Raw genomic sequence first — 17,450 nt, 5'->3', positions numbered from 1 at the left:
TAGATGAAATTCAATGCCTCTTTGATTTATCCATTTTGAATTCGTAATTTGGTATAAATGTCATATCTCAAAAGCATCTTTTTGTTTATTCCCGCCGTAATTTATTATTTAATTACGATGGTTAGGAATTATCTATACGATGTGGCCTTGTTCAAATCTCAATCATTTCATCATCCTAAAACCATTGTTGTTGGAAATTTGGCAGTAGGCGGTACAGGAAAGAGTCCTTTGGTCTCTTTTTTATTGAAAAATTGGTTATGGGCAGACGAAATTGCAGTATTGAGTAGAGGCTATGGGCGTAAAACAAAAGGTTTTCGCTGGGCAGTTGAAAATTCAACAGCCAATGAAATCGGCGATGAGCCATTGGCTTATCATTTGCAATTTCCAACGATTCCTGTGGCTGTTGGGGAAGACCGAGTAGCTGCTATTCAAAAAATGAAAAAGGAAAGAGCTTCATTATCTTATGTTATTTTGGACGATGCTTTTCAACACCGAAATTTAAGATCCTCTTTACCCATTGTTTGTACTACTTTTCAGCAACCATTTTTTGAAGACCACATCATGCCTTTGGGTCGATTAAGAGAATCAAGAAGTGGAATTAAGCGGGCAAAAGCCTTAATTGTTACTCGCTGTCCAGCTGATTTATCGATCCAGCAAAGGAAAAAATTCATTCAGTCGGTAAGAAGCTACGCTAAAAAAGATCTTCCTGTGTTTTTTGCAGGAATTCATTATGGAGAACATGTTGGATTAAATAAATCGAATATAACCAAATGGCATTTAATCGCAGGAATTGCTGACCCCACTTTATTTTTTGAGCAAGCAAAACAATTAGGAATGATTTTGACACATTCTACTTATGAAGATCATCATATTTTTAAGAAAGAGGAATTGAAGGAATGGGAAAACAAAGCAGAAAGTATGTCGAACGAGGAAGGGATTTTGACCACTCATAAAGATTTTGTTCGATTTAAGGATCATTTGGATAAATATCCGCATTTAAAAGCGAAATTGAGTTATCTACCGATGGAAATGTATTTCTTAGATGGAGATAAAGGATTTTGGGCTTGGATGGGGACAAAATTAGGCAGATAATCGACTTAAATAATTACCTTTGCAAGGTGAAAAATATACTTGTTTTTGTTTTCTTTTTGTTTTCTTCTTCTGCGGTATTTGCACAGTTTCCAACTGATTCAAATTCTCCAACAAATAATACCGGTTTTCCAGATCCAACCACGGCCAAAAAGCCTGTGAGTGGAAAAGGTACTAAAACGGGAAGAGCTGCTATTGACGATTCAACTCGCCAAAAATATGGTCCGAATACCATGTATTATTTTTTCGAATCGGATATGCTCAATTCCAAAGAGGAAAAGAGAAGGGTGGATACCACTTTGCATTTGTTTCAACGCTATTTGTACACGGATAAATCAGGTTTTTTGACGCAAAATTTAGGAAATCAAGGAACTGCAGTGCGAAATGTCTTTGTTCAAGCTAATTCTACATTGGGGACTAATTTAGGTTATAATGCCTTTATGCCTTTTGCTTTCTCCGCTGAAAATATTCGATATTTTAATACGAAATCTCCTTATTCAGAGGTCGATTATAATTTAGGCGCGGGTGGTCAAACCAGTTTGAATTTTTCTTTTGCACGAAATGTAGATTCTTTGTGGAATTTTGGTTTTGAGTTGCAGAGAATAGTAGCAGACAAGGTTTTGACAGATGCCGCTTACAAACAGGGCGACCAAAGTTTGTTGGGTCAATGGGGATTAGTTTTTCATACGAATTACCGCACCAAAAACAATAAATATCGTTTGCTCTCACACATCAATTATTTTGATCAAGGCACCAAAGATCAAGGCGGCCTGAAATTAGTCAATGGTCAGTCTGAATTGGAAGCTTTGAAATACATTGATAATGCTGCCTTGTTGAGTAATTCCGGTTCCGAGTCGAACGATAAATTCATTAAATTTCATTTTTACCATGAATTTATTGGCTTCAAGGGATTGCAGTTTTTTCAAAAAATAGATCTCGCTTCAAGAACCATCAAATACCGCGATGTAGATTTTATCAATACTTTAGCGATGAAATTTTATCCTAAAACGTACATAAATTACATCAAAGCTCCAGATAAAGATTCCATTTACAATGAAAATAATTGGACGGAATATAGCCATCAAACTGGGATAAAAGGGGTGTATAGGCAATTTACCTATCGAACTTATTTGCGACAAAGATATTGGTCGGTGAATAATCCCCTGACAGATGTTACTAAAAATCGTTTTGAGAATTATTTAGGACTGTGGTTACATCAAAATTTTTCCAATAACATTGATTTTACTTCAGATGGGGAATATTTATTGGGGTCGGATTATCGCTTGAGAGCAAGTTTCGAATCGCCTTGGTTTCAAGCCTCTTTTCAAAGAACCTCCACGAGTCCGAGTATTGCTAATAATTGGGTGTACAATACGTCTTTCCGTTGGAACAATGATTTTAATAATATTTTGTTTGATCAATTGAATGGAAGTTTACATTTGAATTATAAAAATGTGTATTTGAACCCATTCGTGACTATACAACGAATTAGCAATTATGCCTATTTTGATACTCTTTCTAATTCAAAACAAACTTCAGAGGCTATCGGTATTTTTCGGACAGGTGTGGATGTAGGTGGAAAATTTGGAAAATTTTCTTGGTTTACCAAGGTTTATGCCAACACTCAAACTGGACCTGATTTGATCCGAATGCCGAATTTTTTGGCAGATGTTAATTTAGCTTTGGATGTTCAATACAAAAAGTTGTTATACATGCAGTTTGGGATTGATCTTCATCATCAATCTGCTTCTTATGCAGATGCCTATCAACCTGCTTTGCAACAATATCATTTGCAAGATCAATTTAAATTACCCGGATTTGTACAAGCAGATGTGTACCTAACCATGCGCATCAATCGTGTCCGCTTGTTCTTTAAATTTGCCAATGTAAATCAGGGACTTTTGACCGATAATTATTACACAGCATATTTACATCCTGCCATGGGTAGATCTTTTGGATATGGTGTTAGGTGGTTGTTGTTTGATTAAAATTCTCACACATTTATGAAGTCTTTTTTAAGAAAAACCGCTGAGTATTTATTGGAGCAACATGCTCTAAACGATTTACATAAAGTTTGTATCGTTTTACCATCTCAAAGAGGCGTTTTATACCTTAAAAAAGAATTGGCGAAAATGGGAGACAAGCCATTTTTGTCACCACAAATTTATACCATTGAGGAGTTTTCTTTGGAAATGACTCAAATGGAATTGGTAGATCCCACTCAATTATTGTTACAAGCTTTCGATGTTTTCAAAGAAGTAGATCCTAAAGTGGATTTTGATCGATTTATCACTTGGGGTGCTATGATGCTGAAAGATTTTGACACCATAGATATGTATTTGGTGGATCCAAGGCATTTGTTTTCGTTTTTATCCGAAGCAAAGGCCATTGAACGCTGGGGAAAAGAATATGGCATTGAAGATACTTCTACACTTATCACAAACAATACCAAGGCCTATTTTTCCTTGTATGATCACTTATTGGAAGTTTATGCTAGACTTCAAACTCGATTACATGATCAGAATTTGGCCTATCGAGGAATGGTTTATCGGAAATTGATCGAAAACTTAGGAAGTGAGAAACCTTTACCTATTCAATTCGATCAATTGTATTTTGTCGGTTTTAATGCCCTCTCAAAAGCAGAGGAAGAAATGATTCGTTTGTTCATTCAGCAAGGTAAAACGCAAACGCTTTGGGATGTAGATGATTTTTATATCAAAAATAAATACCACAGAGCGGGTAATTGGTTAAGAGATTATTCTAATCCAAGTGCTAAAAATTATCTTTCAAAAGGTCCATTTAAATGGATGAGTAATGATTTGACGACAGAGCCTAAGCGACTTGAAATTATAGGATTAGCGAACCCAAGCGCTCAAATTTATGCAGCCTTAGATACCATAGAAAAATGGCAAAATGACTATGGAGATCAGGAGCAAATTGCTTTGGTATTGGGCGATGAATATTTGTTGGATCAAGTAGTGCAATACATCGGTAAGTACAAAAGTCGCTTGAATTTCACAATGGGTTATTCTATGAAGAAAACACAAATATTTTCTTTGTTAGAAATCTTTTGGGAATTATTGAAATATTCATCTGATGGTCGATTTTCTACTCAATGGATGGAACAACTCTTTCGTCATCCTTTGATGTTGGGTTATTTCAAACATTTGAAAAATAAATCAAAAATCGACGCGAGTAAATTGTTATCAGATTTAGGTTCAAAAAGTGCAATGAGGGTTAAATTAGATGATATTTTAGCTCTAAATGTTCAAATTCCTATTTTGGATTTTCTGTTTTTTCAACACGATGTTTCTTTTCAACAAATTGTTCTTAAAATAAAATTGTTGACCAAAACATTGATGATGTCTATTCCTGAAAATGAATGGAATGAACAAGCAGAAGCATTGATGATAACACATGATTTAACTGAAACCATCCATGATTTGCTACATGACCGTCAAGATATTTCCGTAAAAAGTGGTAAATCCCTTTTTAATCAGCTGTTGCAACAAAAGAAAATTAGTTTTGAGGGAGCAGATGTTCGAACCTTGAATGTCATGGGTCTATTGGAAACTAGGACGCTTGATTTTGATCGTGTGATTGTCATGTCTTTGAATGAAGGGAGTTTGCCAGGTACACGAAAAAGAGATAGTTTAATCCCTTTAGACATAGCTAGTATGTCTGCTTTTGCTTTGCCTACCTTTACGCAAGCAGATGCAGTTACTTCTTACCACTTTTACCGCTTATTACAACGTCCAAAGGAAATTGTTTTTACGTATGTTTTGCCTTCAGAAAAATCGAGTGTCAAAGAAATGAGTCGATTTATCAAACAAATTAAATACGATTGGGTCAAAGCAAATCCGAATTTAACAGTTTCTGAACCGATGGTTGAGTTCCCTAAAAGGCTTTTTAGCCAGACTATAGCTGAACATCATACGATTGTTAAAAGTCCTGAAATTCAAACTAAAATACTTTCCAAATTAAAAGATAGAGGGCTTTCTCCTTCTGCCATTAGTACTTTTGCTACATGTAGTATCAAATATTATTATGCTCAAGTACTGGGTTTGCGCGCTGAAAAGAACAGAGATGATGAAATGGGAGCTGATGTTTTTGGAACTTGGGTGCACAAAGTCTTGGAATTGGCGGATGAAGATATCTTGAGAAATAAATCGGGTTTATACCAAAATGATGATTTAGAAGCACGAATCGCCAATATTGACCAAAAGTTGGATGAGGCTATGGATATTATTCAAGCCTCCGAAGGTATTTTTGAAGTTGAAAAAGGCTTTAATTTTATCTTGAAGTCGGTAGCTAAAACCTTATTGGAAAACTATTTTAAGCAATCTCAAACTTGGGAAAAAGAAGTGGTTAAAATTATTGCTCTAGAAGAATCATTAAATAGTTCTTTAACTATTAAAATAAAAGGGGAAGATGTTGTAGTTAAATTACAAGGACGGGTAGATAGGATCGACGTGTTGGGTGACAACGTGCTAAGAATTATCGATTACAAGACGGGAAAAGTGGAATCCAAAGATTTGAAAGTGGAAAATTCTTTAATAGAAGAATTGACAAACAGTGATTTAAAAGCGAAGTTATTTCAATTGTGGTTATATAAATATTTGATTATCAAAGAATTGAAATTGCCTATTTCTGATCGAAAAGAATTTAATCAGCAATTAGATTTGACCAACTTAGAATTTAAACCTGGAATTATTTCTTTCAGAAATTTTAAAGAAAAGGTTCTTTCTGCCCAATTGGATTTTGAACCAGGTGAGAACATCGATCAATTTATTCAGCATTCTGAAGAGGTGATACATCATTGGGTGAATCGATTATTAGATGAATCTGAAAACTTTGAACGTACCCAGCAAATAGAAAATTGCCAATATTGCGATTTTAAAGTGATATGTGGGAGGGAGGTTTGATTAGTTATGAATTATGACTTATGACTTATGAATTATGAATTATGACTTATGAATTATGAATTATGACTTATGATTTTAGTTAAAATTCTAAAGCGTAAAAATTAGAAAAAATTATCGATAGATTATTACAATTCATAATTCATAAGTCATAATTCATAACTAATAACTATTTTTGCACAAAACAAATATCAAATGACTTTCGAAGAAATCAACGAACGAATCAAAACTCAAGCTGCACAAAGAGGTGGATTGGGTGTATCTTTCAAATTTGCCTTTCCAACAGGTATCATTGTGGTAAAATCAGATGGAGAAGTAGTCAATGAAAATATTGATGCTGATTGTACTATTGCTACAACTGAAGAAAATTTCTCTGCAATTTTATCAGGAGATTTAAATCCAATGATGGCCGTAATGACTGGAAAATTGAAAATTTCAGGAGATATGACAGTAGCCATGAAATTACAAAACTTGTTATAATGGATTTTCAGGATACCATTGTTGCCCTTGCCACCCCTCAGGGTGTGGGTGCGATTGGCGTGATTCGATTATCGGGTCCGCAGGCGATTGCATTGGTCAACTCGGTATTCAAAGGTAAAAACCTGAACGAACAAGAAGGTAACACCATTCATTTTGGACGTATTGTAAGAGGAGAGGAGATATTGGACGAAGTGTTGGTTTCTCTTTTCAGAGCTCCCAAATCCTACACAAAGGAAGAAGTAATTGAAATTTCTTGTCACGGTTCTCCCTATATTCAAGAGAATATATTACAATTATTAATTGAAAAAGGGGCTCGTTTAGCTCGTGCGGGGGAATTCACCCAACGCGCCTTTTTAAACGGCGCATTTGATTTGGCACAAGCCGAAGCCGTGGCCGATTTAATTGCCTCCGATTCAAAAGCAGCGCAGCAAGCCGCTATGCACCAATTAAGAGGCGGTTTTTCCAAAGAATTAGCACAATTGCGCGAGCAATTGATTCATTTTGCTTCCTTAATTGAATTGGAACTCGATTTTGGCGAAGAAGATGTGGAATTTGCAGATAGAGATGATTTAAAATTGTTAGTTAAACAATTGATTGACAAATTACATCCATTAATTAGTAGTTTCAAAGCAGGTAATGCCATCAAAAATGGAGTTGCGACGGTCATCATTGGAAAACCCAATGCTGGTAAGTCTACCTTATTAAACGCTTTATTAAACGAAGAAAAAGCCATCGTTTCCGACATTGCAGGTACCACGCGCGACAGCTTAGAAGATGAGTGGATTTTAGGTGGTGTTCGTTTCCGTTTGGTAGATACAGCAGGTTTGCGACAAACCAGCGATGTCATTGAAGCCATAGGAGTGGAGCGCACGCAGGCATGGGTAAAGAAAGCCCAGTTGGTTTTGTACATGGCAGATGCCAGTGTTGAAACTCCTGAAACCATCCAATTAGCATTGGAAGCTTACAAAGATTTAGAAGTTCCCTTGATTTTGATCATCAACAAAATGGATCTAGCCAAAGGCGCTGAAAGTCAATGGAAAGGACTCCATGAAAATCAAGTCATGATTTCCGCCAAAGAAAAGATTAATTTACCGGCACTTGAGCAAATGCTTCTTGATGCTGTTGGCATACATAACTTGAACCACCAAGGCACTTTAGTAACGAACATTCGTCATTACCAAAAGCTACTAGAAACCAAAGAAACTCTTGAAACAGTCCTCAAGGCACTAAATACAGGTCTTTCTGGAGACCTCGTTGCTCAAGATCTTAGACATGCCCTTTATCACTTAGGGGAGATCACTGGGCAGATTTCCAACGATGATTTATTGAAGAATATTTTTGGGAAGTTTTGTATCGGGAAGTAATTCTGTCCTTTTACCTTTTACCTTTTACCTTTTACCTTTTACCTTTTACCTTTTACCTCTTACCTTTTACCTCTTACCTTTTACCTCTTACCTTTTACCTTTTACCTCTTACCTTAATTATCTATTTTATGATAATAAAAATACGAAACCATCAATATTCCTAAAATAAGCAAAGGAAAGAAAGTTTGCACATTGATGCCATCTACAGCACCATGACTAATACTAGCAAATAGGAAGTTGAACACAAAACCTGCATAAGCCCATTCTTTCCATCTTTTAGGAATGGCAGGAATCACCAGAGCTAATACACCCAAAACTTTGAAAATAACCAAGGCATTTCCAAAATATTCTGGATAACCCAAATGCTTAATGCCTTCTTTAGCCAATTCCGTTTGCGATGTTAATGCTGGCATCACTCCTTCAAATAAAGCAATGATAGTAGTGGATGTCCAATAAATGATTTTGTTTGTTTTCATTTTTTCGAAATTTTTTACTATTTAACATTTCTTACCTTGATTTACAACACATTCAATAAATCTTTAAACTGAAATCCATCTGTCAAACGTTCTTTACCTAGTTTTTGGTGCTCAACAAGGGCCCATAAGACAAATTCTTTTAAGAAATAGCTGTCTTTCGGTGTTACTTGACTTTGGTATTTCTTAATCAATGCATTCAATGCGGGTATCGAATCCAAGGTGCTTTGGTATTCTTTTTCGGTACTTTCATCATACAATACCAAACCTCCTTCTGCATAAATGGCTTCAATCAGCTCTGTATAGGGGGTGTTTTCTATTTTCTTACTTAGCTTTTCTATTTTAGGGAAGAGTCCTGGTAAAAATGTTTTAATAGCAGAATGGATTAATTCCGTTGCCACAAAGGCCGCACCTTCTTGTTCTCCTTCATAAACCAATTCTACTTTTCCGGTTATGGCTGTAATGATGCCCAAGAAATCCGACAATCGCACGGTCGTTTTGCTTTCACCTGCAATCAAGGCTCTGCGTTCCGCGGTGCTGACCAAACTTTCCAACATACTGATGCTCATTCGCGCACTGACACCACTTTTACTGTCTATGTAATCGCTCTCTCTGGCTTCAAAGACAATTTGCTCCAATAAATCCAAGGCCAATTCAGGTACATAGACTACCTCACTTTGTTGGGTATTTATTTTGGCTTCTTGACTAGAAATTTTTCTTGCAATGGCAATGCTTTCTGGATAGTGAGTCAAAATTTGGGATCCAATTCGGTCTTTCAATGGAGTGACAATGCTTCCTCTATTGGTGTAATCTTCTGGATTAGCCGTGAAAATAAACTGAATATCCAATGGCAAACGCAATTTAAATCCTCTAATTTGAATATCACCTTCTTGTAAAATATTGAATAAGGCTACTTGAATGCGTGCTTGTAAATCTGGAATTTCATTGATAACAAAAATACATCGATTGGCTCTTGGAATCATGCCATAATGAATCACTCGGTCATCTGCATAAGATAATTTTAAATTAGAAGCTTTGATGGGATCAATGTCTCCAATTAAGTCAGCGACTGTTACATCCGGTGTTGCTAATTTCTCTGCAAATCGATCTTCTCGGTGTAACCATGCTATCGGCGTATTGTCTCCTTTTTCAGCGATTAATTCTTTGGCATATCTTGAAATAGGATGGAAGGGATCATCGTTGATTTCGGAACCTGCCACGTAAGGAATATATTCATCCAACAATAAGACCATCAATCGAGCTAATCGGGTTTTGGCTTGTCCTCTCAATCCCAATAAATTGATGTTGTGTCGAGATAAAATCGCTCTTTCCAGTTCTGGAATGACCGAATTTTCAAATCCGTGTACGCCTTCAAATACATTTTTACCATCTTTTAAATGTTGAATTAAATTATCTCTTAATTCATCTTTGATGGATTTACTTTGGTAAGCTGCTTTTTTTAATTCGCCTAAGGTTGATATCATGTTATTTAAGTCGTTTCTTTCTGTTGTTTTCATAATCTTGAAAAATCATTTCTCCCAATCCTCTTAATCCTGTATAAAATGCTTTGCCTTGATTCGCTTCTGTGAATTTGTCCACAAATTGTTGCAAATATGAATCTCTGGCTATCATAAATGTAGTGATTGGAATATGCAGTTTACGGGCTTGTGCCGCTTGTGTATAGCATTTTTCGGTGACATAGGGGTCTAAACCATTGCTATTCATGTAATAGCTGCCATCTTTTTCTCGCACACAGCTCGGTTTGCCATCGGTAATCATGAAAATTTGCTTATTGGTATTACGTTTCCTGCGCAAGATGTCCATAGCCAATTGTAATCCTGCCACGGTATTCGTATGAAAAGGTCCTACTTTTAAATAGGGAATATCTTTGATGGAAATTGACCAAGCATCATTGCCAAATACCAAAATATCCAAAGTGTCTTTAGGATAACGAGTTGTAATGAGTTCTGCTAAAGCCATAGCTACTTTTTTGGCCGGGGTGATGCGGTCCTCACCATATAAGATCATGGAATGAGAGATATCAATCATCAGCACCGTACTCATTTGCGATTTATGGTAGGTGTCTTCTACGACTAAATCATCTTCATTTAACTCAAATGAGCCAATTCCGTGATTCAATTGTGCATTTTTTAAACTTTCCGTCAAAGAGATGCGATCCAAACCATCACCAAATTGGTATTCCCTAAATTCACCCGTTTGTTCATCTCCATTTCCTGTAGATTTGGTTTTGTGACTACCCGAACCGCTTTTTTGTAAGTTACCAAAGATATTTTCCAAGGCTTGTTGGCGAATTGCACGTTCCGTTTTGGCCGTAATCACATTGCCAGAATTTCCTCCCTCGTCAATTTCTTCTCGGATGTACCCTTTTGCTTTTAAGTCTTCTATGAAATCATCAATCGTGTAAGTTGAATCAGTCAGCTCATATTCTTTATCCAATTCTCTCAACCAATCGATGGCCTCATCAAAATCGCCAGAGGTATGGGTGATGAGTTCTTTAAAAATGCCAAACAATTTATCAAAAGGAGAGGCGCTTGTTTCCTCGTATTCCTTAAAATAAAAGCCTTTTTTGTTGGATTGATGCATAGATAGACTAACAACAAATTTGAAAAATTTGTTTCAATTTCTCTAAAATAATCTATTGTCCCAAAGGTAAGGTTCTGTTTTTAGAATTTTAACGGAGGTGTCAAACTGAGGATGTTCTGTATTTAGTAAATAATTGTATTCATCAGGTACAACTACTGAAGGGACTTTTAGGATTAAATCTTTCTTTTCTAAGTACCAAGTTTGCCCTAATTGTTGACATGCATACATTCCATTCATTGATTGCCAACTAATGGGAAGTGTTTCTTTATCAACGGTTTGCATAGAAGCCCATTGAAGGTTTATTTCAATTTCCATGCAAACATAGTCCTTGATTGGGAAACCTGATAATCTGCATAAATTTTCGAGTGTTGCTAAGGACTTGCTTTGAGCCAAATATATAACGTAGTTTTTTCTGAAATTCCAACGATTTGTTTTCCCTGAGGCATGCAAATGAGCGAATTCACTTTCAACAATTCGGTAAACAATTAAAGAATTAGGCATTTTCACCGTATTGGATTGCTGTTAATTGATCATCGATGAAACTAATTCCAGATTTACTAACTAAAAACTCTATGGGTTTTTTTTGATCCAAATAAAAATTTGGACGTTCTAGCCATTGTTGAAAATTCACCTCGCTGGAAAATACATGGAAACCATGTTTGTATAAATCTAACAGCAAAATAATTTGTTCCTGTATCGTTTCTTTAAACCTACTTTTTCCGGAAATATAGGTTTTGTAGGTTTTAGGAGTTACATCCAAAATAGAAGCTAAAATTGCATCTGGTAAATTGGATATATCTTTGATTGCTTGTAGGTAGGTGTTGTCAATTGAACCATTATTCATTTGGTTTATGATAAATAGTTCGGTCAAGGGCATGGGTAATTGTTGCATTAGTTGGTAGGATTTTTCGTGCGTTTTCATATCAAAGATAATTGATTTTTAATTACAAAGTAAAATTACGTATTTGGATTAGTAAAATTATCAATTTGTTGATATTTTTTTACCTAAACAAAAGACTCTATCTTTGAAATTATGCAAATTACATCTATCCGATTTTTGACGTTCAAAGGCTTTTCGAATCAGCGATTTGCATTGGCTGAAATGGGAAAAACTAGGTTTAATCCATGGAATGCAGAGGGTTTAGTATTTGCTAAACATTTGGGAGTAGGAAAAGGAAATGGATTTTCTATTTTACCTGATTTTTCAACGTATGCATTTTTAGGTGTTTTTGAGTCAGAGGAATTGTCTAAGCAATTTTTTACGACAGATTATCGGTGGTTGGAAATACAATCAAAAGCAGAGAAGATTTCAGGTTGGGATGGTTTTGCCATTAAAGCACATGGAACATGGAATCAACAACAGCCTTTTACTTTATTTGATATACCAAAAGATTTTGAAGGACAAATTGCAGTGATTACTCGTGCAAGTATCCGTTGGTCACAAGCTTGGAGATTTTGGATGAATGTTCCCGCTTCTTCCAAAAATATTGAATTACAAGATGGATTATTATTTGCCAAAGGAGTAGGAGAGTTGCCTTTGGTTGAACAAGCTACCTTCAGTCTTTGGAATTCCCAAAAGGAATTAGACCAATTTGCCTACAGAAGTCGGCAACATGCCCCCATGATCAAAAAAACTCGGCAATATAATTGGTACAAGGAGGAGATGTTTGTGAGGATGGCGGTCTTGAAGATGTTTGATGTAAGCGGAATTAAGAATTAAGAATGTAGAATGTAGAATTAAGAATGTAGTATGTAAAATTGAAATTTGTAAAATGGTATTTTTATTGATCAAACGTGCTTCTACAAGCTCCCTAATCGTTCCAGTACCTCATACATCAAAAATTCTACATTCTTAATTCTACATTCTAAATTACTTTATCGCCTCTCCGCCTCGTACTTTATTTCTAATTCGGATGGCATCTATGACATCATATATGAAGATTTTACCATCTCCTGTGTTGCCTTCCGAGGCATTATCCAAAATAACATCCAAGCATTTTTCGACGTTCTCATCGCTTACTACACAAATGATCATCACTTTTGGAAGTAAAATCATGGATTTTTCAGTACCTCGATAAATTTCTGAATAACCTTGTTGTAATCCTGCCCCACGAACAGGAACAACCGTCATACAAGGAATATTCGCATCAATTAAGCCTTTTTGAATAGCTTTTAATTTGGATGGTTTTACAATTGCTTCTATTTTTTTCATGATTTCCTTGTCTAAAAATTATTCAAAAGTCGTGTAGGCTTCTACTCCAAATTCTACCGCATCAATACCTGCAGATTCAGCTTTATGGCTAATTCTAATCCCTATCGTACGTTTCAAAAGATGAAAGATTCCAAAAGTTAACGTAAATGAAAAAATACTTATGACACTTACTCCCAATAATTGAGTGATGAATTGATCCGATTGTCCTGTAGTAAATAAACCGTTTTTCTCTGAAAATAACCCAACCGCAATCGTACCAAAAAATCCATTGACTCCATGTACCGCAATAGCACCTACTGGATCATCAATTTTCATTTTATCTACTATTACTACTGCCATATCAACTATTGTTCCCGCGACTAATCCGATCAATAATGCGCTGTTTGGACTAACTACATTACAACCTGCCGTAACTGCTACCAAACCTGCCAAAACACCATTGATGACCATTGTAATATCCACTTTTTTATAACGTAAAAATGTATAACAAATGGTAGATATTCCTCCCATCGCAGAAGCTAAAAAGGTATTTGTAGCTACTTGGCCGATCAAATCCCATTTGCCAACTGCCGCTAAAGTGGAACCTGGGTTAAATCCAAACCAACCAAACCAAAGAATAAAAGCTCCTACTGCAGAGAGTGTTAAATTATGTCCTGGAATAGCATTGATGCTTCCATCTTCATTGTATTTTCCAATTCTAGGCCCTAAAACGATGGCGCCTGCTAAGGCCGCAAATCCACCCATAGCATGAACTGCAGCGGAACCTGCAAAATCATTAAAACCTCTTTGGGCTAACCATCCGTTTGGATTCCATACCCAATTGGCAGCCAATGGATACATAAACGCACAAAATATAACTACAAAAACAGCGTAAGACCACATTTTCATTCTTTCAGCTACTCCGCCAGAAACAATGGATATAGCGGCAATCGCAAAGCCCATTTGAATGAACCAAAACATAGAATTGGAAATGGTTAATCCTAAGCCTAAGTCACCAGACATGATTCCTGTATCAAAAGCAAACCATCCGTTAGAATGGCCATAAGCAATCCCAAATCCTAAAAGATAAAAGGCTATTCCTCCAAACATGATGTCAATCATTACTTTGGCGATGATACTGACTGCATTTTTAGAGCGGACAAATCCAGCTTCTAATAGGGCAAATCCACCTTCCATTTGAAAAATTAATGCGGCACAAAGGGCTACCCAGACTGTATCGATTGCATGGGTTAATTCAGCTTGCTGATTAGCAAGGCTCAATGACTCGTTCATGATTTTGTTTCTTAGTATATAAAATGCTTTCGAGCGTAAAATTAATTAAGCATTTGGATTTTTTCACATTTTAGATGAACTTTAATTAATATTTAAACTATTTAACAGCGTCATGAAACTAAAAAAACTATTTGGCCTAGCATTTTTGCTTGTGTCATCTTCTATTTTTGCCCAAGAACCCTCATTAATTCCCATTCCAGTATCTGCAGAATATTCCAAAGGAACTTATACTTTAAGTCAACAAATTATTATTTCAGCACCCAAAGAAGCTTCATTGGATGTTGCTTATGATTTATTGAATCAAAAATTAGGTGTTATTGGTAAAAGAAAAATTCAATGGTTATGGGCGACAGGCTCACAAGCTGATCTGGCCAATATACGTTTAGAGCTTTTGACCAATCATAAAAATCAACAATTAGGTAAAGAAGGTTACCAACTGACGGTCGATGCGAAAGGTGTTAAAATTGTTGCGAATGAGTCGGCAGGCTTATTTTATGGAATTCAAACTTTAACACAATTACTACCCAAAGAATTAGGAAGTAAATCGGAACAAGCTCATTTGGCAATCAAAGTTCCTTATGCTAAAATTACCGACTACCCAAAATTTGCATGGAGAGGCTTGATGTTTGATGTGGCTCGACATTTTTTTACAAAAGCTGAAGTAAAACAATTTATAGATGAAATGGCGGAGTATAAATACAATATTTTACATTTTCACTTGACAGATGACGAAGGTTGGAGAGTTGAAATTAAGGCTTACCCAAATTTAACCAAGAAAGGGGCTTTCAACGTGAAGAAAATTGGTCGTTTTACAGAATTTTCAAAGCCTGAACCGAATGAACCAAGAGATTTTGGTGGTTTTTACACACAAGAAGATTTAAAGGAATTGATTCAATATGCGAAAGGTCGTTTCATAGAAATCATGCCAGAAGTAGATGTTCCGGGTCATTCAATGGCTGCAGTGGCATCCTATCCAGAGCTTTCATGTACACCTGAGGCTGTGAACTATCAAGTTATTTCTGGGGAACCTTTTATAGATTGGTCGCATGGACATGCAGTTGCTTTGCAAGATAATACACTTTGTCCTGCCAATGAGAAGGTATATACCTTCTTAGATAAGGTTTTCGGTGAATTAGCGGCTATTTTCCCTTTCGAATATATGCACATTGGGGGAGATGAGTGTCCGAAAAACTTTTGGGAAAAAAATCCACAAATCTTAGCAATGATGAAGCAAGAAGGTTTGAAAACGCCTCAAGAGGTACAAGCATTTTTTACGAGACGTTTATCTAAAATTGTAGCTTCCAAAGGTAAAAAGATGATGGGTTGGGATGAAATTTTAGAGGGGGGAGGTTTACCTCAAAGTACTTCCGTGATGTCTTGGAGAGGTGAGGCTGGAGGAATTCAAGCTGCTAAAGATGGTCATGAAGTAGTTATGACTCCTAATAATCATGTTTACATTGATTTAATGCAAGGAGATGTTGCGGTAGAACCGCAAGTCTATAATGCTGTAAGATTAAAAGATTCATACGATTTTAATCCAACTCCTGATGGTATTAATGTTAAAAATGTAAAAGGAGGACAAGCTAATTTATGGTCTGAGCAATTGTTCAATTACCGACATTTACAATACATGGTGTATCCTCGTTCTTTTGCAGTTGCTGAGCGTTTATGGTCGCCTAGAGAAAGATCCGATTGGAATGGATTTATCAATCGAGTGGAATCACATTTTGAGCGTTTTGATGCAGCAGATAAAAAATATGCACCTAGTATGTATGAACCTAAAATTTCATTTAGCCAAAATGCCAATGAACAAATTTCAGTTGAATTAACTCCTGAAATATCCAATGTTTCATTTCATTATAGTTTTGATAATTCTTACCCTGATAAGTTTTACCCAGCTGCCGTTGGTAAGGTATCAGTACCAAAAGATGCAGAGCAAATTCGTATTATCTCCATTAAAAATGGAAAGCAAGTGGGTCGATTTATTTCGATTTCTCGGGCAGATATGATCAAAAGAAGTAAGTAATCATTAGCCCCTTGAAAGAGGGGCATTTTTTAGATAAAATGAAAAAGATATTTTTATTATTGACAGTTTTACTTTGTTCAATGGGCTCTTTGTTGGCTCAATTTGAAAAGAAAGAGTTTGCAACCAAGGATGGCAATGTCCTTTTATACCAAATTTTGTATCCAGAAAATTACGATCCTAAGGTAAAATACCCTGTTATTTTATTTCTACATGGAGCAGGGGAGCGTGGAAACGACAATGCGGCTCAATTAACGCATGGATCGAAGTTGTTTTTAGATCCAAAAAATAGGGAGAAGTACCCGGCAATTGTCATTTTTCCACAATGTCCGAAAGAAAGTTTTTGGTCAAGCATCAAAATTGACCGCGCAAAGGCTTCCTATTCATTTGATTTTACCTACAATGAAAAATTAAATTGGCCAACACAAGCAGCTGTCGATTTGGTCAAAGGTCTGGTGAAAGAGAAAAAAGCAGATAAAAAACGCTTGTATATTATGGGACTATCCATGGGAGGTATGGGGACTATGGAGGTCGTTTCACGTTATCCAAAAATGTTTGCAGCTGCAGCGCCCATTTGCGGTGGTGCAGATTTATCTTTAGTCAAGAAATATGCTAAAAAGTTGCCTTTTTGGGTGTTTCATGGAGATGCTGATGCTGTAGTACCGGTAGATAATTCCCGAAAATTGGTAGCAGCATTAAAAGAGTTAAATGCAGATGTTAAATATTCAGAATATCCAGGAGTTAACCATAATTCATGGGATAATGCTTTCGCTGAACCTGAATTTTTAGCTTGGTTTTTTAGTCATAGAAAATAAGGAAGAGGTAAGAGGTAATAGGTAAGAGGTGAAAGGTAAGAGGTAAAAGGTAAAAGGTAATAGGTAAAAGGTGATTCCATCCCGTAGGGATGATAATTTTTGTAGAAATGGATTTTAATCCGTTGAAAAAATTACATCACACACGCGATTGGCTGTGCCCCACACACGCGCTCGGCTGTGCCGAGTGCGTACTATC

Annotated in this window: 15 protein-coding genes; 8 read left to right on the top strand and 7 right to left on the bottom strand. The window is 36.1% G+C overall.

From position 1 onward, the window contains the following. The first annotated feature begins 57 nt into the window (after positions 1–57). The 5 genes from lpxK to mnmE all read left to right on the top strand — a co-directional run bounded on the left by lpxK (position 58) and on the right by mnmE (position 7,855). The gene (gene lpxK, locus V7S79_RS03270; protein ID WP_459489121.1) at positions 58–1,092 is read left to right on the top strand and encodes a tetraacyldisaccharide 4'-kinase; all 1,035 of its coding nucleotides are present in this window, start codon (positions 58–60) and stop codon (positions 1,090–1,092) included. A 26-nt stretch (positions 1,093–1,118) separates the two neighbouring features. Then, the gene (locus V7S79_RS03265) at positions 1,119–3,077 is read left to right on the top strand and encodes a putative porin (RefSeq protein ID WP_459489120.1); all 1,959 of its coding nucleotides are present in this window, start codon (positions 1,119–1,121) and stop codon (positions 3,075–3,077) included. 15 nt (positions 3,078–3,092) lie between these two features. Then, the gene (locus V7S79_RS03260; protein WP_459489119.1) at positions 3,093–6,014 is read left to right on the top strand and encodes a PD-(D/E)XK nuclease family protein; all 2,922 of its coding nucleotides are present in this window, start codon (positions 3,093–3,095) and stop codon (positions 6,012–6,014) included. Between the two features lie 192 nt (positions 6,015–6,206). Further along, positions 6,207–6,491: an SCP2 sterol-binding domain-containing protein gene (locus tag V7S79_RS03255; protein ID WP_459489118.1), complete on the top strand. Its 285-nt coding sequence runs from the start codon at positions 6,207–6,209 to the stop codon at positions 6,489–6,491. After that, positions 6,491–7,855, top strand: coding sequence for a tRNA uridine-5-carboxymethylaminomethyl(34) synthesis GTPase MnmE (gene mnmE, locus V7S79_RS03250; RefSeq protein WP_459489117.1), 1,365 nt, complete (start codon positions 6,491–6,493; stop codon positions 7,853–7,855). Before V7S79_RS03255 ends, mnmE begins: the two co-directional genes overlap by 1 nt. A gap of 113 nt (positions 7,856–7,968) precedes the next feature. Here mnmE and V7S79_RS03245 read toward each other — a convergent pair whose 3' ends face one another. Genes V7S79_RS03245 through V7S79_RS03225 form a run of 5 tightly spaced genes read right to left on the bottom strand, consistent with a single transcriptional unit; the run spans position 7,969 to position 11,854 of the window. After that, positions 7,969–8,331, bottom strand: coding sequence for a DoxX family protein (locus V7S79_RS03245; protein ID WP_459489116.1), 363 nt, complete (start codon positions 8,329–8,331; stop codon positions 7,969–7,971). A gap of 41 nt (positions 8,332–8,372) precedes the next feature. Beyond that, the gene (locus V7S79_RS03240; protein ID WP_459489115.1) at positions 8,373–9,845 is read right to left on the bottom strand and encodes an AAA family ATPase; all 1,473 of its coding nucleotides are present in this window, start codon (positions 9,843–9,845) and stop codon (positions 8,373–8,375) included. Further along, the gene (locus V7S79_RS03235) at positions 9,814–10,932 is read right to left on the bottom strand and encodes a vWA domain-containing protein (protein ID WP_459489114.1); all 1,119 of its coding nucleotides are present in this window, start codon (positions 10,930–10,932) and stop codon (positions 9,814–9,816) included. The genes V7S79_RS03240 and V7S79_RS03235 overlap by 32 nt, the downstream gene beginning before the upstream one ends. A gap of 42 nt (positions 10,933–10,974) precedes the next feature. Next, complete coding sequence (locus V7S79_RS03230) at positions 10,975–11,433, bottom strand: RES family NAD+ phosphorylase (protein WP_459489113.1); 459 nt, start codon at positions 11,431–11,433, stop codon at positions 10,975–10,977. Further along, a complete protein-coding gene (locus tag V7S79_RS03225; protein ID WP_459489112.1) occupies positions 11,426–11,854 on the bottom strand; it encodes an antitoxin Xre/MbcA/ParS toxin-binding domain-containing protein in 429 nt (142 codons plus the stop codon). The genes V7S79_RS03230 and V7S79_RS03225 overlap by 8 nt, the downstream gene beginning before the upstream one ends. Positions 11,855–11,965: 111 nt before the next feature. Between V7S79_RS03225 and V7S79_RS03220 the strand changes: the two genes are divergently transcribed. Beyond that, entirely contained in the window at positions 11,966–12,652 is a 687-nt protein-coding gene (locus tag V7S79_RS03220) for a spheroidene monooxygenase (protein WP_459489111.1), read from the top strand. Positions 12,653–12,802: 150 nt separating this feature from the next. On the opposite strand, the gene V7S79_RS03215 is transcribed toward V7S79_RS03220, so the two are convergent. Beyond that, on the bottom strand, positions 12,803–13,144 hold the full coding sequence (locus V7S79_RS03215) for a P-II family nitrogen regulator (RefSeq protein ID WP_459489110.1): 342 nt from the start codon (positions 13,142–13,144) through the stop codon (positions 12,803–12,805). An 18-nt stretch (positions 13,145–13,162) separates the two neighbouring features. Next, positions 13,163–14,416: an ammonium transporter gene (locus V7S79_RS03210; RefSeq protein WP_459489109.1), complete on the bottom strand. Its 1,254-nt coding sequence runs from the start codon at positions 14,414–14,416 to the stop codon at positions 13,163–13,165. Between the two features lie 112 nt (positions 14,417–14,528). Here V7S79_RS03210 and V7S79_RS03205 point away from each other — a divergent pair, with 112 nt between their 5' ends. Both V7S79_RS03205 and V7S79_RS03200 read left to right on the top strand, forming a co-directional pair. Beyond that, the gene (locus V7S79_RS03205; protein ID WP_459489108.1) at positions 14,529–16,442 is read left to right on the top strand and encodes a beta-N-acetylhexosaminidase; all 1,914 of its coding nucleotides are present in this window, start codon (positions 14,529–14,531) and stop codon (positions 16,440–16,442) included. 38 nt (positions 16,443–16,480) lie between these two features. Next, positions 16,481–17,254 (top strand): carboxylesterase family protein, encoded by a 774-nt coding sequence (locus tag V7S79_RS03200; protein ID WP_459489107.1) that lies wholly within the window; start codon positions 16,481–16,483, stop codon positions 17,252–17,254. Positions 17,255–17,450 lie beyond the last annotated feature (196 nt).

It is taken from the genome of Aquirufa sp. ROCK-SH2 (genome assembly GCF_054558315.1).
This window is presented reverse-complemented; position numbering and strand designations above follow the sequence as displayed.

Excerpts from the sequence above, each read along its gene's own strand:
- lpxK (WP_459489121.1), top strand. The coding sequence starts at position 58 with ATGTCATATCTCAAAAGCATCTTTTTGTTTATTCCCGCCGTAATTTAT.
- V7S79_RS03260 (WP_459489119.1), top strand. The coding sequence starts at position 3,093 with ATGAAGTCTTTTTTAAGAAAAACCGCTGAGTATTTATTGGAGCAACAT.
- V7S79_RS03255 (WP_459489118.1), top strand. The coding sequence starts at position 6,207 with ATGACTTTCGAAGAAATCAACGAACGAATCAAAACTCAAGCTGCACAA.
- mnmE (WP_459489117.1), top strand. The coding sequence starts at position 6,491 with ATGGATTTTCAGGATACCATTGTTGCCCTTGCCACCCCTCAGGGTGTG.
- V7S79_RS03245 (WP_459489116.1), bottom strand. The coding sequence starts at position 8,331 with ATGAAAACAAACAAAATCATTTATTGGACATCCACTACTATCATTGCT.
- V7S79_RS03240 (WP_459489115.1), bottom strand. The coding sequence starts at position 9,845 with ATGAAAACAACAGAAAGAAACGACTTAAATAACATGATATCAACCTTA.
- V7S79_RS03235 (WP_459489114.1), bottom strand. The coding sequence starts at position 10,932 with ATGCATCAATCCAACAAAAAAGGCTTTTATTTTAAGGAATACGAGGAA.
- V7S79_RS03230 (WP_459489113.1), bottom strand. The coding sequence starts at position 11,433 with ATGCCTAATTCTTTAATTGTTTACCGAATTGTTGAAAGTGAATTCGCT.
- V7S79_RS03225 (WP_459489112.1), bottom strand. The coding sequence starts at position 11,854 with ATGAAAACGCACGAAAAATCCTACCAACTAATGCAACAATTACCCATG.
- V7S79_RS03220 (WP_459489111.1), top strand. The coding sequence starts at position 11,966 with ATGCAAATTACATCTATCCGATTTTTGACGTTCAAAGGCTTTTCGAAT.
- V7S79_RS03215 (WP_459489110.1), bottom strand. The coding sequence starts at position 13,144 with ATGAAAAAAATAGAAGCAATTGTAAAACCATCCAAATTAAAAGCTATT.
- V7S79_RS03210 (WP_459489109.1), bottom strand. The coding sequence starts at position 14,416 with ATGAACGAGTCATTGAGCCTTGCTAATCAGCAAGCTGAATTAACCCAT.
- V7S79_RS03205 (WP_459489108.1), top strand. The coding sequence starts at position 14,529 with ATGAAACTAAAAAAACTATTTGGCCTAGCATTTTTGCTTGTGTCATCT.
- V7S79_RS03200 (WP_459489107.1), top strand. The coding sequence starts at position 16,481 with ATGAAAAAGATATTTTTATTATTGACAGTTTTACTTTGTTCAATGGGC.